This window comes from Coleofasciculus sp. F4-SAH-05, assembly GCF_040222985.1.
In the GTDB taxonomy this organism is placed as follows: Bacteria; Cyanobacteriota; Cyanobacteriia; order Cyanobacteriales; family Coleofasciculaceae; genus Coleofasciculus; species Coleofasciculus chthonoplastes.
This window is the reverse complement of the sequence record NZ_JAVKBY010000212.1, coordinates 132,052-155,732: the sequence shown is the minus strand read 5'-3', so window position 1 is coordinate 155,732 and position 23,681 is coordinate 132,052. Positions and strand designations below refer to the sequence as shown.

At 49.7% G+C, this 23,681-nt stretch carries 11 protein-coding genes; 9 read left to right on the top strand and 2 right to left on the bottom strand.

All coding sequences use genetic code 11. The features are described 5' to 3' along the window. Positions 1-71 precede the first annotated feature (71 nt). On the bottom strand, positions 72-1,004 hold the full coding sequence (locus RIG27_RS26045) for an Rpn family recombination-promoting nuclease/putative transposase (RefSeq protein ID WP_446350047.1): 933 nt from the start codon (positions 1,002-1,004) through the stop codon (positions 72-74). A 374-nt stretch (positions 1,005-1,378) separates the two neighbouring features. On the opposite strand from RIG27_RS26045, the gene drmD reads away from it, so the two are divergent. The 9 genes from drmD (at position 1,379) to RIG27_RS26000 (ending at position 22,541) form a co-directional block, all read left to right on the top strand. Next, the gene (gene drmD, locus RIG27_RS26040) at positions 1,379-4,537 is read left to right on the top strand and encodes a DISARM system SNF2-like helicase DrmD (protein WP_446350045.1); all 3,159 of its coding nucleotides are present in this window, start codon (positions 1,379-1,381) and stop codon (positions 4,535-4,537) included. A gap of 83 nt (positions 4,538-4,620) precedes the next feature. Beyond that, on the top strand, positions 4,621-9,015 hold the full coding sequence (locus RIG27_RS26035) for an Eco57I restriction-modification methylase domain-containing protein (protein ID WP_446350044.1): 4,395 nt from the start codon (positions 4,621-4,623) through the stop codon (positions 9,013-9,015). A gap of 103 nt (positions 9,016-9,118) precedes the next feature. Further along, entirely contained in the window at positions 9,119-9,604 is a 486-nt protein-coding gene (locus RIG27_RS26030; RefSeq protein ID WP_446350042.1) for an endonuclease domain-containing protein, read from the top strand. 143 nt (positions 9,605-9,747) lie between these two features. Continuing rightward, on the top strand, positions 9,748-11,850 hold the full coding sequence (locus RIG27_RS26025) for a UvrD-helicase domain-containing protein (protein WP_446350041.1): 2,103 nt from the start codon (positions 9,748-9,750) through the stop codon (positions 11,848-11,850). Next, positions 11,847-15,761, top strand: a complete 3,915-nt coding sequence (drmA, locus tag RIG27_RS26020; protein ID WP_446350039.1) for a DISARM system helicase DrmA — start codon at positions 11,847-11,849, stop codon at positions 15,759-15,761. Before RIG27_RS26025 ends, drmA begins: the two co-directional genes overlap by 4 nt. Before the next feature lie 21 nt (positions 15,762-15,782). Further along, positions 15,783-17,648 (top strand): DrmB family protein, encoded by a 1,866-nt coding sequence (gene drmB, locus RIG27_RS26015; protein ID WP_446350037.1) that lies wholly within the window; start codon positions 15,783-15,785, stop codon positions 17,646-17,648. Beyond that, a complete protein-coding gene (drmC, locus tag RIG27_RS26010; protein WP_446350035.1) occupies positions 17,645-18,451 on the top strand; it encodes a DISARM system phospholipase D-like protein DrmC in 807 nt (268 codons plus the stop codon). Before drmB ends, drmC begins: the two co-directional genes overlap by 4 nt. 154 nt (positions 18,452-18,605) lie before the next feature. Then, positions 18,606-20,057 carry an SLBB domain-containing protein gene (locus RIG27_RS26005; protein WP_446350033.1) on the top strand — a complete coding sequence of 484 codons (1,452 nt, stop codon included), beginning with the start codon at positions 18,606-18,608 and terminating at the stop codon, positions 20,055-20,057. 129 nt (positions 20,058-20,186) lie between these two features. Continuing rightward, entirely contained in the window at positions 20,187-22,541 is a 2,355-nt protein-coding gene (locus RIG27_RS26000) for a GumC family protein (RefSeq protein ID WP_446350031.1), read from the top strand. 111 nt (positions 22,542-22,652) lie between these two features. Here the strand turns inward: RIG27_RS26000 and RIG27_RS25995 are convergent, their stop codons facing one another. Continuing rightward, entirely contained in the window at positions 22,653-23,657 is a 1,005-nt protein-coding gene (locus tag RIG27_RS25995) for an NAD-dependent epimerase (protein WP_446350029.1), read from the bottom strand. Positions 23,658-23,681: the final 24 nt, after the last annotated feature.

The following is a 23,681-nucleotide window of genomic DNA, read 5'->3' as shown; positions in this document are numbered from 1 at the left end:
ATAAATGAGAATTAGCAATATTTTTGGCTTTCTAGATTTCTGGATCGGTATTGTTTACAATACTGCTCTTATTACCTGCCCTTTGTATTGTCTTGTAACCAAGCCGATAATTCCTCTAAATCGTTAAAATCTAAAATAGCATCACTTAGACCTTCTAATTCTTCAACAGACAAGTTTTGAAGCTGATTAATGATTGCGGGCGGAATTGACCCAAACTGACGCTCCAGCAAACGTAATGTCCATCGGATTGCTTCTTCTACTCGTCCTTCTACTCGTCCTTCTACTCGTCCCTCCTGCTTTGCCTTAACAATAAATCCCCGTTGATCTTCAAGGAATACCTCTCGCTTACGTAATTTTTCTAATTCCTCTACACTTAAATTCGCTTGGTTAGCAATATTCATGGCTTTCTCGAGTTCGGGAACCTGTCTAAACGTGGGTGGAATGACTTCCAAGCTGGGAGCGTCTTTAATAAAGTAAATCCATTTATCGGTTAAAGTGTCTAACTCCTCAATCGTTTTCGTGAACTTGGGTAATTCCACAAAAATTAGTTCGATTTCCGGATCGGTATAGTCAAATAATTCCTGTTTTTCCTTTAAGCCAAAACGAGTCAGGAACCGCTGAGTCTGGTTAAACATCTGGAAATCCGTTATCGTTAAGGCGATCGCGGGTTTAAGATGGGAGTATCCTTCCCCATATTTTAATTGATTAGCATAGGTTTTTGTCAGGTTATAAATGACGCGCTTTTCAAAGGACGCCACATTGAGTACCTGCATTTCGATTAACACCGTTGAGCCGTTATCCAATACAGCTCTGACATCCAGATAGCTGTCTTTTAAATCGACAACATCCCCAGGATTGTAGGGATCAATAATTTCTAAATCTTGAATCACTGGATTGGCATTATAGATTAAAGCGTTTAAAAAGCTAATCAAGATATCTTTGCTATCCTTCGCGCCAAATATTTTCTTGAAGGCAAAGTCTGTTTTGGGGCTAATGAATATCATGGTTATAATTTATCAATGATTGAAACTTTGAAAAAAACCTTTTTTGACATAATTTGCATTTGTTTAAGACATAGCCGATTACGTTGCTGGAGCAGACGGTTTCAAACACCGACAGGTATTCTCGAAACGAGTCTATATATTGATCATAGTTGAGACGAGCCTTCTCCCTAACGTTGACAGGGATATCGCTGGGTTGGCAAAATTAAACGGAATGATGTTACGTTGTGTAAAGCCCCTCAAACCATGGCACTGAAATAAGCCTTTGGGAATCGCTGAAACTCTGGATATCACAGCATTGACTCATCCGTGGCATTGCCGCGATTAAAAAATTGTGCCACAACCTAAATAAGTAATTGTCAGTTTCTGCGCCACCCATGACCCATGCAAGTATCGTCAGAGCTATTCCCGAACCCGGACAACTGGCAGATGTTAGAGGACGCCGCTTTGTGGTGACTGATGTCCGCCAGACTGCCTTATCCCCCAACTCCATCCTGGGGAAAATTGAGAATCCTCAACATCTGGTCATGCTCTCTTCTGTGGAAGATGATGCCTTGGGTGAACAACTGCAAGTCATTTGGGAATTGGAACCGGGCGCTTACGTTCATGAAAAAATGGAGTTGCCCTATCCCGCCGGGTTTGACCAACCCGCACGTCTGGATGCTTTCTTAGATGCTGTGCGATGGGGGGCGGCTTCGAGTGCAGATGTCCGTAATGTGCAATCGCCTTTTCGTAGTGGTATAGATATTGAAGATTATCAACTCGACCCGGTGGTGCGAGCCATTCAGATGCCTCGGGTGAACTTATTAATTGCCGATGATGTGGGGTTGGGAAAAACGATTGAAGCGGGATTAGTCGCCCAAGAGTTGATGCTGCGCCAGCGGGTGCGGCGGATTTTGATTGTCTGTCCCTCGGCGTTGCAAATTCAATGGCAAGAACAGATGCGAGATAAGTTTGGTCTGGACTTCCGCATTGTCGATAGTAGCTTGATGAAACAGTTGCGTCGTCATCGAGGGATTCACGTCAATCCTTGGACGCATTTTCCCCGATTAATTACCTCAATTGATTTTATCAAACGCGATCGCCCTTTACGATTAATCCGAGAAGTCCTGCCTACAGAGGGAGAGTCCATCTATCCCCGGCGCTTTGACCTGCTGATTGTGGATGAATCGCATAATGTCGCGCCTTCGGGTAGTGGGAAGTATGCCATTGACTCACTGCGGACGGCGGCGATTCGCTTACTCGAACCCCATTTTGAACACAAGTTATTTCTCACCGCTACCCCTCACAACGGCTATCCCGAAAGCTTTACCGCCCTGCTGGAACTGGTGGACAATCAGCGGTTCGCCCGGGGCGTTAAACCCGATCGCAACCAACTACAAACGATTATGGTGCGTCGCCTGAAGCGAGAACTGCCGCCTCGTTGGGATGGGACGCCGCGTTTCCCGGAACGGGAGTTAGAGGCAATTGCGGTTGACTATACTGATGCCGAACGACGGGCGCATCGACAACTCCAGGAGTACACCACACTCCGCCGCCAAGGTTCAACAGATAACACCGAAAAATATGCCACCGAGTTTGTCCTCAAGCTACTCAAAAAACGCCTGTTTTCATCATCGGCTGCCTTTGCCCTAACCCTAACTCAACACCTTAGTTCCCTCAAATCTGCCCGTCGTCGAGGTTCTGGGGTGTCGAAAGCCACCATGGGACTATTGCGGCGACAGGTGGAACAAATTGAGGAAGAGTTTGCCGATGATACCGTATATGAAGAGTCTACCGGAGATGCGATCGCGTCCACCTCTCGCCTATTTCGGGAACTCTCCCCCCAAGAACAATCCTTACTCCAAGACCTACAAACCTGGGCAGAGACAGCCTCTCGGCGACCGGATGCCAAAGCCAGGGAACTGCTGCACTGGATTGATACCCATCTGCGACCCAATGGCGAATGGTCACAGGAACGGGTGATTATTTTCACCGAATATCGGGCAACCCAAAAGTGGCTGTATGAAATCCTAGCAACCCAAGGACTTGCCCAGGATGAACGGCTGATGCTGCTGTATGGTGGCATTGATGCCCAGGAACGGGAACGGGTAAAAGCGGCATTTCAGGCACATCCGGATGTGGCTAATGTGCGGATTTTACTCGCCACGGATGCGGCGTCTGAAGGGTTGGACTTCCAAAATTACTGTTCCCGGCTGATTCACTACGAGATTCCCTGGAACCCGAACCGGATGGAACAGCGGAATGGGCGAATTGACCGTCATGGGCAAAAAGCAGATCAGGTTCATGTTTATCACTTTGTTGGCAAAGATTACCAGCAGAATGCGGTGTCTCATGTTCGTCCCGGCGAACTGGATGGGGATTTAGAGTTTCTGATGCGGGCGGCTTTAAAGGTGAATACTATCCGGGAAGATTTGGGCAAAGTGGGTTTGGTGATTGCCCAACAGGTTGAAGAAGCGATGCTGGGGTATCGCGCCGCATTGGATACCAGCCATGCGGAACAGGAATCGGAACCTGTGCGGCGGATGCTGAAGTTTGAACGGAAAGTACGCGACCAAATTGAGAGACTGCGGGAACAACTGGACGAAACCCGCCGCAATCTGCGCCTGACGCCGGATAATATTGAATCGGTGGTTCGGGTGGGGCTGGAGTTGGCAGAACAGCCGCCCCTGATTCCGGTGGAGATTCCTGATTTGAGGGGGAACGCCTATCAATTGCCGCCTCTTAAGCACAGTTGGGCGGTTTGTAGCGAAGGATTGGCACATCCCCACACCCATGAGATTCGCCCGATTGTCTTTGACCCGGATGTCGCCGGGGGTCGAGATGATGTGGTGCTGGTGCATCTGAATCACCGATTGGTACAGATGTGCTTGCGACTGTTGCGGGCGCAAGTGTGGTCGCGGGAGGGTCAGAACTCTTTACATCGAGTGACGGCGCAGTTAGTGCCGTCTTCGGCGCTGGAGTTTCCGGCGGTGATTGCTTATGGGCGTTTGCTGATTTTGGGCGGTGACCAGCAACGGCTGCACGAAGAGGTGATTACGGCGGGAGGGATACTCAAAGAGGGGCGGTTTAGTCGCCTGAATGTCGGTCAAATTCAGTTGGCGCTGGAGTCGGTTTTACCCGATGCTGTCCCGGAGGAGATCAAGGGACGGTTAGTTGAGCTTTGGCATAATTATGCCGATTCTTTGTTGCGATCGCTAGAGGTGCGGATGGAACAGCGCACGGCGGGTTTACAGAAAGCCCTGGAAGACCGTTGTCAGAAGGAAGTGAATGATATTACGGCTATTTTAACGGAACTACGCCAGAGTATTTTACAGGAGTTGCAGGAACCGGAGGCGGTGCAGTTGGAATTGTTCAGTAGCGCTGAGAGGGAACAGTTTGAGCGAAATGTCAATAGTTTACAAGCCAGAGTTGAGGAAATTCCCGATGAAATTGAACGGGAAACCGCGACGATTCGCGCCCGGTTTCGGAATCCTACACCGCGATTATTTCCTTTGGCAATTACCTATCTGATTCCGAAGAAACTGGCGTATTAGTTATCTTGTCTCCAGAGTCTTCCCAGAACATGTTAAGAAGGAGATGAACCTGCCTTTGATTCCGGCACGACTCTACAATTGCTATGTCTACTGCACGTCACCACGCCGAATGGTTATCTTTAGTTGAAGCATCAGGTCTGTTTTTGAGTATGCCTGTTCTGTTAGAGGCATTTCCTCAAGGATTGGACGCCCATGACCCGGAACTGTTGCGGAGTCTGCGTCTGGCTTTTGAAGAATGGGAGGATAATCAGCAGGGGTTAAGACCTGACCCGGCGATTCATCGCGCTTGGGTGGAGTTTGTTTTGCAGGAGGTGTTGGAATTCCCGGATGAGGTGCTGTTGTCGGGACAGCAGATTCCCACCGGATTGAGTGTGGATGTGGCGGAACATCAGGATAGGCTGCGTCCGGATTGGGTGGTTTACTCTCACCCTGACCCTCACCCCAGCCCTCTCCCTCAGGGAGAGGGCTGGGGTGAGGGTCGCCTGTTGATTCAGGTTGTTCCTGCTGGTCAGGATTTGGATAAACCTTTGGCGGGAAAACGCTGGAAGGCGAGTCCGGCGACGCGGATGATGGAACTGTTGCACAGTTGCAATGTGCGCTTGGGATTGGTTACGAATGGCGATAGGTGGATGCTGGTGAATGCGCCCAGAGGGGAAACGACGGGCTTTATCTCTTGGTACGCTAATCTCTGGTTGGAAGAACATATTACTCTGAGGGCGTTTCGCAGTTTGCTGGGGGTGCGGCGGTTCTTTGTGGAAGAGCCGAATTTAGAAGCACTTTTGGGGCAAAGTGTCAATAGTCAACAGGAGGTTACTGACCAGTTAGGGTATCAGGTTCGCAAGGCGGTGGAGGTGTTGGTGCAAGCGCTGGATCGGATTGATGGCGATCGCAATGGTACTCTCCTTGCAGGAATCTCGGAATCCCAATTGTATGAAGCGGCGCTGACGGTGATGATGCGTTTGGTGTTTCTCTTCTCCGCTGAGGAGAAGGGATTGCTGTTACTGGGGGATGAACTCTACGACCAATGTTATGCGGTGTCTACCCTGCGATCGCAGTTACGGGAAGTGGCAGATCAGCAGGGGGAGGAGATATTGCAGTATCGCCATGATGGTTGGTGTCGGCTGCTAGCAACATTTCGGGCGGTGTATGCGGGAATTCGCCACGATGCGCTGCAATTGCCTGCTTATGGGGGCGATTTATTTGATCCTGACCGATTTCCGTTTCTGGAAGGACGCCCTCTGGGTAAAAGTTGGCAGACTACCCCATCAAACCCGATTCCGATTAATAATCGCACGGTTCTGCACTTATTGGAAGCGCTGCAACTTTTGCAGGTGAAGGTGCCAGGGGGCGGGATAGAACCGCGTCGGCTGTCGTTTCGGGCGTTGGATATTGAACAGATTGGTCATGTTTATGAGGGGTTGCTTGACCATACGGCGGTGCGGGCGATGTCTACGGTGTTGGGATTAATCGGGACGAAGGATAAGGAACCAGAAGTGGCGCTGGTGGATTTGGAGAAGGCGTGGGAACAGGGTGAGGAGGAGGTGGTTGGGTTTCTGAAGAAGGTGACGGGGCGATCGGTTTCGGCGTTGCGGAAGGCTTTGCGCCCTCACCCCTTAGTCCCCTCTCCCTCAGGGCGAGGGGAAAGTTCTGTGGGGGGGCTTAGTTCTCTGGTTCGCCCTCACCCCTTAGTCCCCTCTCCCTCAGGGCGAGGGGGAGGTTCTGTGGGGGGGCTTAGTTCTATGGAAAGTCAACGGTTGCTGATTGCTTGTAATAATGATACCGTCCTGTTTAATCGGGTTTTACCCTTTGCTAAACTGATTCGCTTCGATACGTTTGATTATCCGATTGTGATTCCAGAGGGTAGTGTCTATGTGACTCAAGGTTCGGATCGTCGGGAAACGGGGACACATTATACGCCGCGCAGTTTGACTGAGGAGATTGTTCGCTATACTCTTGAACCTTTGGTTTATCGAGGAGTGGTTGAAGGAAAACCCAAGGAACAGTGGCGACTGAAGTCGGCGGCGGAGTTGCTACAGCTAAAAGTCTGTGACATGGCGATGGGTTCGGGGGCGTTTTTGGTTCAGGCTTGTCGCTATTTGGCGGAACGGTTGGTGGAGGCGTGGGAAGGGTTGGAACTTCATTCTCTAACCTCGTCTCGCAGGGGGCGAGGGGCGAAAAAATATGTGGTGGTTACGCCAGAAGGGGAGTTGTCTCAGGCGCATCCACAGGAGTGTTTGATTCCTACTGATGCCGATGAACGGCTGATTGTGGCAAAGCGGATTGTGGCGGAACGCTGTTTGTATGGGGTGGATAAGAATCCTTTGGCGGTGGAAATGGCGAAGTTATCGTTATGGTTGGAGACGCTGCAAAAGAGTAAGCCGTTTACATTTTTAGATCACGCCCTCAAGTGTGGGGATTCTCTGGTGGGGGTGAGTTTGGCACAGTTGCGCTGTTGGAATTTGGATACCAGTAGTAAGATACTCCAGTTGGATGTGGGTAGCGATCGCATTCTCCGAGAAGTGGAAGAGGCGATCGCATTGCGTTTGCAAATTGAAGCCAAACCGGTGACTACGCCGCACGATCAACAGGAGAAGGCGTTTCTGTTGACCCAGGCTAATGCCAGAATAAAGGATTTACGCGATCGCGCTAATCAACTCATTTATAGTTATTTTGTCCAAGGGACGAAATCGGAACAAGAAGCATTGCGCCAGCGCTTATTATGGGTGGCAAAAGGTGAGGCGGATGTGTCGGAACGCGATCGCGCGGTTTTGCCTAGGGAGGAAGAGTTGCGCCCGTTTCACTGGGAGTTGGAGTTTCCAGAGGTGTTTTCCCTCACCCCTGCCCTCTCCCTGACCCTCACCCCTGCCCTCTCCCTCAGGGAGAGGGAGTTGGAGAGGGAGTTGGAGTTGGAGAGGGAGTTGGAGTCAGAGAGGGAGTTGGAGTCAGAGAGGGGTTTCCACGCCCTGATTGGTAATCCGCCGTTTATGGGGGGTAAAAAGATTACGGGCGCACTGAGTACAGAATACCGAGATTTTCTGGTGGAATGGATTGCCAATGGTAAACGCGGCAATGCTGATATTTGTGCTTATTTTTTCTTACGTGGGCAACAGTTACTCCGTCAAGATGGCGGGTTGGGTTTACTAGCAACCAATACAATTGCCCAAGGGGATACCCGCGAGGTTGGATTAGACCAATTGGTGGCGCAGGGTTGCATTATTCCTCGTGCGGTTCCTAGTCGCAAGTGGCCCGGAACGGCGAGTATAGAAGTGGCTCATGTTTGGCTGCGGCAAGGGAATTGGCAGAGTAAGTTTATTTTAGATGAAAAGCCGGTTGAGGGAATTACATCGTTTTTGACGATACCGGGGAAAACTGTAGGAAAGCCTTATCGGTTAGCAGCAAATCAGGATAAATCGTTTATTGGTTCGTATGTGCTGGGTATGGGTTTTGTCTTGACTCCAGAAGAAGCCCAAGCCTTAATTGAAAAAGACCCTCGCAATCAAGATGTTTTATTTCCTTATTTAAATGGTCAGGATTTGAATTCTAACCCTGACCAATCACCGAGTCGCTGGGTAATTAATTTTAAAGATTGGGCTTTTGATGCTGAACATGACAATCCGAAGAAGCCTAAAGGTGCGCCCTATGCGGCTGATTATCCGGATTGTTTGGCAATTGTAGAAGAGAAGGTTAAGCCTGAACGAACTCGAAGAAAAGAAAACGGTCAATTTGCACTTCGGAAACCACTGCCGCAAAAATGGTGGATTTATGCAGATAAACGACCAGCACTCTATGATGCGATCGCGGAGTGCGATCGGGTGTTGGTTGCTGCCAGAGTAAGCAAGTTGCTTATTTTGTCGCTAGTTCCTAAAAATACTGTTTTTAGTGAACAGTTAGTTGTATTTCCTTTGGATACATACAACTACTTTAATTTATTACAGTCTTCTATTCATAATATATGGGCTTGGGAATTTTGTTCAACCATGAGAGATGCTGGAATTCGCTATTCCCCCACAGATGGCTTTGAAACCTTCCCCTTTCCCACATCAACCCCAAACCTAGAAGAAATAGGCGAAAAATACTACACTCACCGCCAAACCATCATGCAAACACGCCAAGAAGGACTCACCAAAACCTACAACCGTTTCCACAATCCCGACGAAACCGACAGCGATATCGAACACCTGCGCCAACTCCACATCGAAATGGATTATGCCGTCGCCGCCGCCTATGGTTGGACAGACTTACTCCCCTCTCAAAGGGCGGGAGGATTAGAACACGATTTCCACGAAACTAAACAAGGATTACGCTTCACTATCAGCGAAACTGTACGGCGAGAAGTCCTCGACAGACTCCTACAATTGAACCACGAACGTTACGCCGAAGAAGTCGCCGCAGGATTGCACGATAAGAAGAAAAAGGGAAAATCTCGGAAGAAGAAAGGGAAAAAGAAAGCATCGCCGGGACAGACAAGTTTGTTTTAGTAATGAATAGGAGTTTATTCTATGAGAAGAGTACCCATATAGTAGTCGGAAATAGTATTTTCTGCATCGGTGCTTTGCCTGCAATGTGTTTAAGGAGATAAGTATGTCAGATTTTTTCTCCGATAAGATTAACCCTCACCCCAGCCCTCTCCCACAGGGAGAGGGAGTGAAAGAGGGAGTCGGAGAGGAAGTGAAAGAGGAAGTGAAAAAGGGAGACCACCTCGCCGGAATTAACCGACATATCCCAGACATCTTACTCCAACGGGCTAGAGAACTCCGCAAAAAACAAACCCCCGCCGAAAAACTCCTCTGGCAATGTTTGCGAAATCGACAATTACTCAACGCCAAATTCCGTAGACAACACAACATTGGTCGCTATATCGCTGACTTTTACTGTCATGAAGCCCGATTGGTTGTTGAATTAGACGGTAGCATTCATGAGATCCGAAAAGCCGAAGATGCTATTCGTAATGAATGGATGCAAAAAAATGGCTTTACCGTACTGCGATTTTCTAATCAGGAGGTGTTTCATCATCCCGAAAACGTTCTGTACCAGATTGTGGATGTCCTCACTCGTTCCCTCTACTAAATTTCCAACATTTTACCCATGACATCTTGTCCTTCTCGTCAGTTATCATTTCCGTCTTCCTTCTCTTTTGCCCTCTATCTTGTCTCCATTAATACTGTAACTATTCAACCAGACATGACATGACTACCCCTTGGCTAACAACAATGAAACCCACATTCCAGACGGAATGGCTTGCCCTATCTGCAAAAGAAAGCCGCCAAATTCTGGAAAAAATTAACCTCCTCTCTCAAGACCCTACCCCCGATGCTAAAGTCAAAAAACAACTCAAATACTTAGGCGGAAAACTCCATCGCCTCCGTTCCGGAAATTACCGCATCTTCTACACCTTTGACCATCCTTACGTTAGCTTACTCGCCCTCCGCCGCCGCGATGATGACACCTACGACGAAGAAATCGATGCCGAATTCCTCGGTGGACTTGACCCTAAGTTCATAGATATCACTAAACCTAATCAACCCGACTGGGAAAGACTGTTTACCTTCCCTGACCCGGCACAAACAAAACTCCCAGAACCCATTACCCACGAACTCCTAGAAAACCTTCGCATCCCTGAACCCTGCCATCCGCGATTAATCCAAGTTAAAACCCGCGAGGAGTTATTTGATTGTCCAGGAATTGCCGATGATATTATTCTCAAACTCGACGACTATTTATTTGAACGTCCCCTGGTGGACATCCTACAACAACCCGATTTCCTCACCGGTGATGTCGATAACCTCCTCCGATTTAAACAAGGCGATATTTTCGGCTTTCTCCTCAAACTCAATCCCGAACAAGAAAAATACCTCACCTGGGCAATAAATGCCAGTGGTCCAACTCTGCTTAAAGGAGGTCCGGGAACCGGGAAAAGTACTGTCGCCCTGTATCGAGTGCGGGCAATTCTGGAAACCTTGAAAGCCTCTCCCCAGCCTGCCTTATCAAGGGAGGAGTCGAGTAGTACCCCAAAACTCTTATTTACCACCTATACCAACGCTTTAGTCGCCTTCTCAAAGGCATTGCTGGCAAATTTACTAGGGGATGATATCCAGTATGTAGAGGTAAAAACAGCCGATGCGATCGCCTATTCTATCATCTGCCAAGCCACGGGCAAACCCAACCTCGCCCAAGCAAAAGACTTACGGCGACTGATTAAACAAGCCCTACCGAAAGCGATTGACTCATTACCCGGTAATCTGCTGCAACGTCAAGCCCAAGCCCAAATCCTGGAACGCTTGAACATCGACTATTTAATCGCAGAAATTAACACCGTTATCGAAGCCAGAGAAATTACAGCCCTCGAAGACTATTTAACCACCCCCCGCACTGGACGAGAAATAGCCCTGAATAAAACCCAGCGCCAAGCCATCTGGCATCTGCGCCATCACCTCTATCAACTTCTCTGTGAACAAAGCTTAGAAACCTGGCAACAACTCCGCAGCCGCGCCCTGAAAATCCTCCGGGAGATGGACAACCCACCCCTCTATGATGCGGTGATTATCGACGAAGCCCAAGACTTGGAACCCAACGCCCTGCGCCTGCTTTGGCAACTGTGCCGTCACCCCAACCGCCTGTTCGTCACCGCTGATGCCAACCAATCCATCTACGGTAGCAGCTTCCGTTGGCGGGATATACACCAAGACCTAAAATTTAAAGGGCGCACAGGCATCCTCTACGTCAACCACCGCACCACCAAAGAAATCAACGAAGCCGCGCACTCTTACCTAGTCGGTGGCAGTTTGGATGATATAGTACAGCGTGACTATATCCACACCGGACCCCCTCCGGCTGTCCGTTCAGTGACCACATCAGCCGATGAAGCCGCCCTCCTCACCCGGTTCTGCAAATCCGCCGCCCGTGAATTCCGCTTAGGAATTGGCGCTTGTGCGATTCTCACCCCCACAGAAAAGGCAGGGAAAACCCTAGCCGAACAGCTTAAGTATCAGGGATTAGAGGCTACGTTTATGGCTAGTCGTGAGCTAGACTTAAAAAAACAAGGCGTAAAAATCCTCACCCTAAAAGCGGCAAAAGGATTAGAATTTCCTATAGTGGCAATAGCAGGCTTTCTGAATACTCCCTTCCCGACTATTCCCAGAGGTACGCCAGACGAGGCGAAAGCGGAAATTTACCAGCGAGAACGTCGCACCCTCTTCGTCGCCATGACCCGGGCAATGCGTGCCTTACTCCTAGTGGTTCCCGCCCAAAATCCCGGACGATTGTTGCAACAGTTCGACCCCCAACTGTGGAATCTCGGCAAGACAGCGAAATGAAAGTAATCCCGCTTCCCCCCGTCCTCCCTGGCGACCTAAATTTAAGCCAAATTAATCAACAACTGCGCGATCGCACGGCACAATTAGATTGGAGTGCTGTGGTTTCTGCCCCAGAAAAGCAGTTGACCGTTTTGCTAGCAGGACTCGACCTTTCTGACCATGCCGATGAAGTGGGAATTAATGGTGCGATCGCGGATAATATTATCGCTGAAATTAGCCGTTTCTTCAAAAAGCAAGAAACAAAAACCAAAAAAAGGCATTCCCCGTCTCAGCCAGCGCCCCAAACTACCCCTGAAGTTTGGACTCCAGTCCCCTCTCCAGTCCCCCCTATCCAAGTCCCCCCTATCCTAGGGAAGAGGGGGTTAGGGGGTGAGGGCATCCGCGCCGAATTTGAAACAGCAATTCTCAATGACCTCCTCGGACCCGTCAATGGTGAAACAGAGGAGATTGAAGAAAGTAGTGTTAGCGATCGCTATCTTATCGGTTTACTTGCCCCCTTGCACCGTAACAAAACCCCAGAAGAAAAACCAGAACAACAGGACGAATTAACCGTTGCAGATAAAGGTAACACCGAGGAAGGCACTACCGAAGCCACCATTCCACCCTCGGAAACCATGTTTCCCTCCTCCTTTGGCATGACCTTCTGTGTCAGTGGCGCGGCGGAACAATTGCAAATCACTGCCAAATGGGGAACCTATAAAAAAGAGAAAAGCCAACTCAGCTTTAAGGAAGATGGCACTCCCAAACAAATTTGGAAACGCTATCCCATGCAGGGTGTCCGTATCCAAAACCTCATCGATGGCGGTGAATTTGACTGGACGGTACTACCAGACAAATATGAGGTTTTCGTGCGAGGCAAAACCCGCCGCCAGGATAATGGGGACTGGATTGTCACTCTATTCCTGGTCAACGGACAACATGAACCGAAACCGTATCGAGACTCCGCTTGGTTATTTCAACCCCAACTCACTGTCCGTTCCGCCGATAACCACCATCCTGATATTTTCATCCGCAAACCCCTACCCCGTTCCGGTCAAAACCTCGACCCGATAATTCATGCCGAAAATCAGGCGATGGCGATGCTGTATCGCCGTCAGGTCGAATTTGCTGTGGGACATGGGGTTAGCGTCCATGCTGAAACTGCCCCCAATACCACCGAACGGGCAGTCTGTCTCTCTACCTGTGTCGCCCCTATCTACGAAGTTGCCAAAACCACACCACCCACGGCTGAGGAAATCCCGGAATTAGCGGGTTTAGTTTTGGACATGAAAGACCTGTCGGAAACCAACGGTGAGACCCTAGCCGCTAAACTGACTCCCCTAATTACCGCCTACCAAACCTGGATAGAAACCCAAGAAAAACGCCTATCTGACCCCGCCGCCGGACTAGCTGATTACCGTGATGCTGCCCAACGTGCGATCGCTAATTGCCAATGCACATTAGAACGCATTTGTCAAGGCTTAACCATGTTGCAATCTAATAAATTAGCCACAACCGCCTTCCAGTTTATGAATCGGGCAATGTGGCAGCAGCGGATTCAATCAATTTATGCCGAGAAAAAGCGCCGTGATACTGTAGCAGGTTTAGCCAAAAACACCAGGGAAAAACAGAAAACCTCTCAACAAAACCAGCCCTCCCTAGCAGACATCGACCAACCAAAAAACCGGAGTTGGTATCCCTTCCAGCTTGCCTTTATTCTCCTCAACCTCCCCAGCCTGACCGACTTGCACCACCCGGACCGAAGTCATCCCACCGATGCCATAACCGACCTCCTCTGGTTCCCCACAGGCGGCGGTAAAACAGAAGCCTACCTGGGACTCACCGCCTACACCATTGGACTGAGACGACTCCAAGGACAAATTGGCGGACGTGACGGCGAACATGGCGTCGCTGTCCTGATGCGCTACACCCTGCGCCTATTGACGCTGCAACAATTCCAACGGGCAACTGCCTTAATCTGTGCCTGTGAAGCCATCCGGCGAAACGACGAACAAACATGGGGGACTGAACCCATCCGCATCGGGTTATGGGTGGGACAGAACAGCACACCCAATTACACCTCCCAAAGTGAAGAATTTACCAAACAATCCCGGGGACAATACCAAAACCATAGCGGCGGTTCCCCCCACCAACTCACCAACTGTCCCTGGTGCGGCAGCAAAATTGAACCGGGCAAACATATTCACGTCGAACCCGTCGAAAAAGGCAGAGGTCGCACCTTGATTCGCTGTGGCGACCCCCTCGGTCGCTGTCCCTTCTCCAAAGGGGAAGGCTTACCCGTTTTAGTCGTCGATGAAGAAATCTATCGCCGCTTACCTGCCCTATTAATCGCCACCGTTGATAAATTTGCCCAAATGCCCTGGAAAGGGGAAGTACAAATGCTATTCGGGCAAGTAAACGGGTATTGCCAACGCCACGGCTTTCGTTCCCCCGATGTAGATGATAAAAACCGCCACAACCGCACAGGTAATTTACCCGCCGCCAAAACCCTACCTCATCCCCTGTTGCGTCCCCCTGACCTGATTATCCAAGACGAACTGCACCTGATTAGCGGTCCTTTAGGGACATTAGTCGGACTCTACGAAACAGCCATAGACCAGCTATCCTCTTGGAACGTCGATGGCAAGCGGGTACGTCCCAAAGTCGTCGCCTCCACTGCCACAATTCGCCAAGCCCAAGCCCAAGTTCACAACCTTTTCTTGCGGAAACTGCACGTCTTCCCGCCGCCCGGATTAGATGTCGAGGATAACTTCTTCTCCAAACAGCGCCAACCCAGCCCAAAAACCCCCGGTCGCCGCTACCTGGGCATTTGCGCCCCTGGACGCCGACTGAAAGCAGCGATTATCCGAGTTTACGTGGCTAGTCTTGCTGCCTCTCAAGCCCTGTATGAAAACTATGGAGAACACGCCGACCCTTGGATGACGTTGGTGGGTTACTTCAACTCCCTGCGGGAACTAGGCGGTACTCGCCGTCTGGTGGAAGATGACATCACCTCCCGCCTCGCCAAAATGGATCGGCGGGGACTGGCAAAACGCCTGAACATCACCATCGATGAACTCACCTCGCGCAAAGACTCCACCGACATTCCCGTTATCCTTGATCGCTTAGAAACTCCCTTTAACCCCCAACAGCAAGCCGAAACCAAAGCACGACGCAAAGCCGGACAAAAGGTGGAAAAACTTGACCCCTTAGATGTTATCCTCGCCACCAACATGATTTCCGTCGGGGTAGACGTGAAACGCTTGGGCGTCATGGTTGCCTGCGGTCAACCCAAGAATACGGCTGAATATATCCAGGCGACGTCGCGGGTGGGACGCACCCATCCGGGTTTAGTGATTACCGTTTACAACTGGGCAAGACCGAGGGATTTGTCCCATTACGAACGCTTTGCCCATTACCACGCCACCTTCTACCAAAACGTGGAAGCACTTTCGGTCACTCCCTTTGCCTCGGGTGCGTTGTATCGGGGCTTAACTGCCTTGTTCGTTTCTTTGGTGCGGCAATCGGGTCAAGACTTCAATAAAAATGACTCGGCTGGACGCATCGAACGCGATCATCCTTACATTCAAGCCGCCATTGACGCCATTGTACAGCGAGCCAGCTTAATTGAGGATGTCAAAATCGGGGAATACGTCCGCCAGGAACTGGAAACTCGGTTAGATAAATGGAAGCACAAAGCCGAGAATCTGCTGGGAGGTGGCATCCTCAAGTATCAAGCCGACAAGCGGGATGGCACGACGATTGAGTTACTCGACGCCGCAGGCAGTAAGGAATGGCAGGATTTTACCTGTCTGAACTCCCTGCGAAACGTAGAACCAACAGTGGGTTTAATCCTCACCGACCAACCCCCCGATGAAGATTTCTCTCGTTTACCCCAACCTATGGGTATGGAAATGCCAGAGGAATCATAAGATAACTATTCCCTGTTGCCAATGAATCAGTCCAACTACAGCTATAAAGTCGGCGAACTGCGACCCAGCCAAATTTTATTTTCCTTTGGCATTGGTGCGATCGCAGACTTACCCAATCTCTCAGTTATGATCATGGGACTGGAAGATTGGGACAAAAACCGTGGTATTGAACTAGCAGAAGAACGCCTGCTTGCCGCCGTGCGTGGGGAATTGGGGCAACAGGTAAAACAGCTTAAAGCACCGCCCATCCCCCCAGATGAGCAGAGTTCCACCCTCTCCCTAAGTGAACTATCCCGAATCGGCATTCCCGTCGCCCCTTTCCCAAGCTGGATGGTGTGTCCTAAATGTCGCTTACTTGCCCCCTTACAATCGGAATTTTTTGCCCTGAAACCCAATCCTTACCGACCGGATAAGACGTGCTACGTTCATAAAAATTGCCACAGAACGATCAAGCCGCCCCCGGTAATTCCAGCTCGATTCTTGGTCGCTTGTGAACATGGACATCTCGATGATTTCCCCTGGATGTATTTCGTTCACCGAGGCAATATTGAGTGTAAAGGTTCATTACGCTTAGAGGAATTGGGCGTTTCCGGTTCCGCTACAGATATTGTGGTTAAATGCAATGGTTGCGATACACCACCTCGACGATTATCCGATGCCTTTGGGGAATCGGGCAAAAAAAATATGCCCCGCTGTCGAGGTCGTCATCCCCATCTGCGTAGCTTTGACGACTCCTGTGATCAGCAGATGAAAAGCATTCTTTTGGGAGCCTCAAATAGCTGGTTTGGTATCACCCTTTCTGCCCTTTCTATTCCCACCGCATCGAGTCAGCTAGGGCAGCTCGTGGAGCAGTACTGGACAGCCTTAAGCAAAGCAACCAGTCCAGAAATTCTTAACGGTATCCTCACAGCCATGCAAGCGATGGGGCAACTCCAAGAATTTGCCCAATATCCTCTAGACGAGATTTGGGTACAAATCGAGCAACGCCAAACAGGACAGGAGGATATTATCCGTGCGGGAGATTTGAAAACTCCGGAGTGGGAAATCTTTTCCCAAGCTGACCCCACCAAGAATACAAAGGAGTTTCAACTCGACCCCGTAGCACCGCCCAAAGGTTACGAACACTGGTTTAATCAAGCCGTTCTGGTGAAACGACTGCGGGAAGTACGCGCATTGATTGGGTTTACCCGGATTCAATCCCCCGGTGATTTTGCCGATGCAGAAGAAATTCCCGATGATTACCAAGTTTGTATCAGCCGTCATGCTCCTGAATGGGTGCCAACCACGGAAGTGAAAGGCGAGGGCATTTTTCTGGAATTCCAAGAATCAGTCCTGAAAGCCTGGGAGGAACGTCCCCCTGTCAAAAAGCACGAACAACGTAGCCGGGAAGCCCATAAAAATTGGTGCAATGTCCGCTCCCTAGACCCGGACAAGGTACGATTTCCGGGTATTCGCTATATGCTACTGCACTCCTTTTCCCACGCCCTGATGCGGCAGCTTGCGATCGAATGCGGGTACAATGCGGCTAGTCTGCGGGAACGAATCTATTCCAGACCGCCAGAGGATGAGAATGGTTCTCAGGCAGGACTTTTAATTTACACCGCCGCTCCTGATAGCGAGGGAACCCTAGGCGGGTTAGTCAATTTAGGGCAACCTGCCATCTTGGGACATCATATTGCCCAAGCCCTGGAACAAATGCGTCTTTGTTCGTCTGATCCCCTCTGTGCCGAACATGCACCGCTATCGGGTACAGCATCATTGCACTGGGCGGCTTGTCATGCTTGCTTGTTCAGTCCGGAAACGTCCTGCGAACGGGGTAATAAGTACCTTGATCGGGCGTTGTTGATTCCCACCGTGCAATTGACTGACTTAGCTTTTTTCCAGTGACTCCTAAACTGCTATTTGCCATTCACTCGGTTGCCCAGTCGCTTCCCCTAGTCGCTGTGGAATCCGTAACCCGACTCTTAGCCACGAGTTCTGATACGTCTTGTCATGAAGCACTCAAAGCCACCGTTTTAAACCAGCTTGCCAATGCTAACTTTCGCCGCCTCGTCGCCAATCTACTCGAAACCTGGGAACAAGACGCCAACGATTTGGATAGTCGCGCACTCGCGGCAGCTCTGACGTCTGCCGCCTACGGTGTCGCCACAGCACGAGAAGCGTTATCGGTGGAGTTAGTTTGGACAGGACCCGAATCCCCAGGCATTCCCCTGCGCCGCACTGACCAAGTGCTGTTGCAACTCATTCGGGAAGCCAAACAGGAGTTGACGATTATCAGTTTTGCCGTTTACAAAGTGCCAGAAATTGCCCAGGCGTTAGTGGCAGCCATGAATCGAGGGGTCAGCTTACGAATTCTAGTCGAAACGCCCCAATCCGGTGACGGTAAAATCGCTTTCAGTGTCAGTGCAGCACTGGGAGCCGAAGTTATGCAACGGGCACAGGTGTTGGTGTGGCCCAAACAGCGACGACCTATCGATAAAGAGGGCAAATATGGTTCCCTTCACGTCAAATGTGCGATCGCAGATAGCAAACACCTGTTTATTTCTAGTGCCAATTTAACTGAATATGCCCTAACCCTGAATATGGAAATGGGATTATTAGTTAAAAGTGAAGACTTAGCGGGTCACGTTAAACAGCATATTGATCATCTGATTCAGCAGGGAATTCTGATTCAGGTTTTGAGAGTTTAACGGTTTGGCAAAATGAACTTTTTCGTCCCCATTAGCTTCAACGGTAATGTGAGCTGATCACGAATGAACCAAGACATCTGTAATAAATATGACTAAACTGAGAGTTAAAAGACCCATTGACAATTTTCGCACTATGGGGATCGGGAGGATCAACTTGAGCAAGCATTTAACACCATCTGTGGCAGGTTTAACCCTATTCGCCTTTTTTGCCCTAACCGCACCGCTTCCGGGAATGGCGCAAGTCCCGACATTTTCGCCCCTTGCACCAACGACGGTGACGAATCCACCACCCGATTTACCCTATACCCTCGGAGCAGGCGATCGCGTTGGCGTGACGATCTTTGATGTTCCTGAATACACTGGAGAATACCAGGTTTTAGTTGATGGTACCCTCAATTTACCCGTTGCTGGCAGTATCGTTGTCAAAGGGTTAAGCATCAATGAAGCTAGTGAACGGATTTCTCAGCGATATGCTCCCTTTGTCAGACGCCCTTTAGTCACCTTAACCCTGATTGATGCTCGCCCCCTAAAAATTGCTGTCGGTGGGGAAGTCAATCGTCCGGGTTCCTACAACGTCACCCTCAACGAAGGACAACAATTTCCTAGCGTGACTGAAGTGATTCAGGTGGCTGGCGGCATTACTCGCTCGGCTGATGTCCGAAATGTGCAAATCCGCCGCCTGACTAACTTAGCTACCCGCCAAAGGTATACGGTGAATCTCTGGCAGTTATTGCAAAATGGCGATCTTAGCCAAGATGTGACCTTGCGAGATGGCGATGAAATCTTCATCCCCACCACTACCGGAATTGACCTCGTGGAAAGCCGTCAACTAGCAACTGCGAGTTTTTCAGCCGAAGCGGTCAAACCTATTAAAGTCGCCGTCGTCGGGGAAGTGGTGCGTCCGGGTCCTTATACCGTAACCGCTGCCACATCGGGAGCCGCTACAGCTGACAGTGCCAGTGGCAGTAATCGTAATGTCGGTGGTGGTAGTAGTACAGAACCGCCAACGGTAACTCAAGCGATTCAAGTGGCGGGCGGTATTACACAATCTGCCGATATTCGTAACGTGGAAGTGCGACGTACCACCAGAGATGGCTCTGAGCAAGTAATCGTTGTCAATCTCTGGGACCTCCTGCAAGAGGGAAATCTCGCCGAAGATGTGATTTTGCAACAGGGAGACACGATTAGAGTCCCGGAAGCCGAAACTCTGACCGCTTCAGAAGCCACGGAATTGGCATCTGCTAGTTTCTCGGCGGCAATTATCAATGTCAATGTAGTAGGAGAAGTCCAGAGAGCCGGTAGAGTCTCCATTGCGGCTAACTCACCCTTGAATCAAGCCCTGTTAGCAGCGGGCGGATTTGATAACCGTCGCGCCCGTAAGAGTTCTGTGGAGTTGATTCGTCTCCAACCCAATGGCACCGTGCAAAAACGGGAAATTGAGGTGGATTTTACTGCCGATGTTAACGATCAAAGCAATCCGCCCTTGCGCCCCAATGATGTGATTATCGTCAGACGTTCCGGCTTTACCCGAGTCACGGATACGTTGGGAACAATTGTAAGTCCAGTTAGCAATGTGTTCTCGATCTTGAGATTTTTGGGATTCTAGTTGATGGAGTTGATGGTGAAAGTCGATCAGGTTTTCTTGACTAAGGACAGGGAGCAGGAAACCCATTAATTTTGGTAATATGATCTCTTAGCTATAGCGCTCAATCCACGCAGAAGGAGTAGGGGGAAGATGGAGATCGGTCAGATTCAACCACCATTATCGCCTAATGGTAATGGAAAACACCCGCAGTATGCACCACCGATAGTCTACCGGACTCCACCTCCGGAACCCGAAGCGGATGAATGGACATTGCGACAGTTGGTCAACGTTATTCGACGTCGGGCTTTAGTCATTGCTGGAGTCGCGATCGCGGTGACCTCGGGAATCAGTTTTTGGACGTTGAATCAGACACCAAAATATGAAAGCAAGTTTCAACTGTTGGTTGAACCCGTCACGGAGGAAGGAGACTTAGACAAACTTACGGAAGTGGTGGGTGGTGGTGATGGACGGAATTCCACACTGGATTATGATACCCAGATTCAGGTTTTACGCTCTCCTCAGCTAATGGAGGCTATTGTCCAAGAGATCCACAAGCATTATCCTGAGGTCAGTTACGAGTCTTTAATGAGTCAGCTAATTGTCAGCCGACTGGGGGACACCAAGATCCTGGAAGGGCGTTATCGGGATACTGAGCCGGAAAGAGTGCGGCGGGTTTTACATGAAGTGGCTCGAGGATATCTGCGCTACTCTTTACAAGAGCGACAACTGAACCTGAAACAGGGAATTCAGTTTGTGGATGACCAGTTACCTGTGCTGCGCGATCGCGTGAATAAACTGCAAGGACAATTGCAAGCCTTTCGCCAACAACATAACCTCCTCGATCCGGAAATCCAAGCCCAAGAGTTATCCCAACGGGTGAGCGCGATTGAACAGCAGCAGTTACAAACTCAGGTTGAGTATCAAGAAACCCGATCGCTTTATAACACCCTCTTACAACAGTTGGGATTATCACCCCAGCAAGCAATTGCCACAGTCAGCCTCAGTGAAGCCCCTCGCTACCAACAGTTACTCAACCAACTCGCGGAACTTGAATCCCAGATCGCCCTAGAATCGGCAAGGTTTACGCCACAAAGTCCCACGATGCAAGCCTTACGCCAGAAACGGGATAATCTCTTACCTTTACTTAGCCAAGAATCCCAAAACGTTTTGGGCGTCAGCCTAAGCGAGGCTGGGGTGTCCGGTGCTTCTCCCAATTCGATTCGCACAAACTTGACCCAGCAACTGGTGCAAGCGACTAATCAACTGCAAGTCTTGCAAGTCAAACAAAGTGCGATCGCGCGATCGGCTCAACTGCTCAACCTCCAGGTTAAACAAATTCCCGTTATCGCCCGCCGCTACACAGATTTCCAGCGAGAACTCCAAGTCGCTACCGATAGCTTAAATCGCTTTCTGGCGGTGCGGGAAAATCTGGAAATTGAAGCCGCCCAGAAAGCCTTACCCTGGCAGATTATATTAAAGCCAGAAGTCCCCCAAGTCCGCGTGTGGCCCAATACCCAGCGCAATATCACATTAGGTGCGATCGCTGGGTTATTGTTAGGCATGGGCATGGCTTTGCTGATCGAACGTTTGGATAATGTCTTCCATTCTCCCGATGAACTCAAAGACTTAACCAAACTGCCTCTACTGGGCATTATTCCCTACCAAAAACAACTCAAACAACAGATGATGTCTACGGCAAACTTAAGCCAGGTAGCATCATCACCCCCGTCCACTAACGGTCGAAAATCCCGCCATTCATCCCGAAGCTACAATGCGTCTCCCTTCTTAGAATCATTCCGTTCCCTCCAAACGAATATTCGGTTTCTGGGTAGCGATACACCTGTTCACTCCATCGTTATTAGTTCAGCCACCCCCTCAGAAGGAAAATCCACTGTTTCCGTTCACCTCGCCCAAGCCGCCGCCGCCATGGGTCAACGAGTGTTGCTGGTGGATGCGGACTTACGCCGCCCTCAGGTGCATCACTATTTGAATCTGGATAACCAGGTCGGCTTAAGTAACGTGATTGCTACTGGATTGACAGCAAAACAAGCAATCCAGCGCCTACCGATGTGGGATCGGTTGTATGTCCTCACCGCCGGTCAAGTCCCGCCCGATCCCAGTCGTCTTCTGTGTTCCAAGAAGATGCAACATTTGATGGAACAATTTCATGCGGTTTTTGACCTAGTGATTTACGATACACCACCTGTGTTAGGACTAGCAGATGGTCGTCTCTTGGCGGCTCACGCTGATGGTGTGATGATGGTGGTGGGCTTGGGTAAGAGCGATCGCTCGGCGTTAATGCAAGCCTTGGATACTATGAGAATCTCTAACGCCACCGTGTTAGGAGTGGTTGCCAATGGTGTTAAAGGGTATACCACCCGGTCTTACTACTACTATCACAATCACTATGGAACCGAATCCGACATTCTCAAAGCAAAACAGCTATTGATGAAACGGATGGAGGAAAACATCCAGCCGGATGACGAACAGAAGAATCACGAATAAAAAAGGTTTAAACCTTCACCTGTGTAGGGGCGGGTTTCACTACTATCATTTCTGTTGCACCTAGATGCGACTAAACCCGCCCCGATTAAATCTGATTCTTGACAAAATAAACTAAATATTGTAATAAGACCGATACCACTGAACAAATTGTTCCACACCCACTTCAATGGACGTATTCGGTTTAAATCCCACATCTTGCATTAAATCATCCACATCCGCATAAGTAATCGGCACATCTCCCGGTTGCATAGGTAGCATATTTTTCACAGCCGTTTTGCCCAAACATTGTTCGAGGGTTTCAATGAGTTGTAGCAATTCAATCGGTTGATTATTGCCAATGTTGTAGAGTTTGTAAGGAGCAGAACTTCTCGAACCAGGTAAAGCATTTCCTGATGCTTCCGGCGGCGGAATCTTACCCATGACTCGCACCACCCCCTCGACAACATCATCAACGTAGGTAAAATCCCGTTGCATCCGACCATAATTGAACACATTAATCGGCTGTTCAGCGAGAATCGCTTTGGTAAATAAAAATAATGCCATATCGGGACGATACCACGACCCGTAGACCGTAAAGAAGCGCAAGCCAGTTGTCGGGATGTTGTACAGATGACTATAGGCATGAGCCATTAATTCATTCGCTTTCTTAGTAGCCGCATAGAGGCTAATGGGACAATCGACATTATCCTGTACCGAAAACGGCACTTTCGTATTCGCGCCGTACACCGAACTGGATGAAGCAAACACCAGATGCTTGATGTCGGAATGGCGACATCCTTCCAGGATATTGGTAAAACCCACCAAGTTACTATCCACATAGGCATAGGGATTTTTCAAGGAATAGCGAACCCCCGCCTGCGCCGCCAAATGAATGACAAACTCAAAGGATTCTTGGGCAAATAACTGGGCAATTCCCTCTCTATCGGCTAAGTCGAGTTTATAAAAGCGAAACCCAGGTTGGTTCTCCAGTTGCGCCAGTCGAGCCTGTTTGAGGGAGACATCATAGTACGCATTCAGGTTATCTAGTCCAATCACGGTATCACCCTGGGCAAGTAATCGTTGACTAAGGTGATATCCGATAAAGCCGGCGGCACCTGTGACTAAAACGTTGACCACACTTGAATTCCTCTATAAACGTTG

What these genes read in the sequence shown, in the direction of transcription:
- drmD (WP_446350045.1), top strand. Translation starts at nt 1,379, where the DNA reads ATGACCCATGCAAGTATCGTCAGAGCTATTCCCGAACCCGGACAACTG.
- drmA (WP_446350039.1), top strand. Translation starts at nt 11,847, where the DNA reads ATGAAAGTAATCCCGCTTCCCCCCGTCCTCCCTGGCGACCTAAATTTA.
- RIG27_RS26045 (WP_446350047.1), bottom strand. Translation starts at nt 1,004, where the DNA reads ATGATATTCATTAGCCCCAAAACAGACTTTGCCTTCAAGAAAATATTT.
- RIG27_RS26025 (WP_446350041.1), top strand. Translation starts at nt 9,748, where the DNA reads ATGAAACCCACATTCCAGACGGAATGGCTTGCCCTATCTGCAAAAGAA.
- RIG27_RS26000 (WP_446350031.1), top strand. Translation starts at nt 20,187, where the DNA reads ATGGAGATCGGTCAGATTCAACCACCATTATCGCCTAATGGTAATGGA.
- RIG27_RS26030 (WP_446350042.1), top strand. Translation starts at nt 9,119, where the DNA reads ATGTCAGATTTTTTCTCCGATAAGATTAACCCTCACCCCAGCCCTCTC.
- drmB (WP_446350037.1), top strand. Translation starts at nt 15,783, where the DNA reads ATGAATCAGTCCAACTACAGCTATAAAGTCGGCGAACTGCGACCCAGC.
- RIG27_RS26035 (WP_446350044.1), top strand. Translation starts at nt 4,621, where the DNA reads ATGTCTACTGCACGTCACCACGCCGAATGGTTATCTTTAGTTGAAGCA.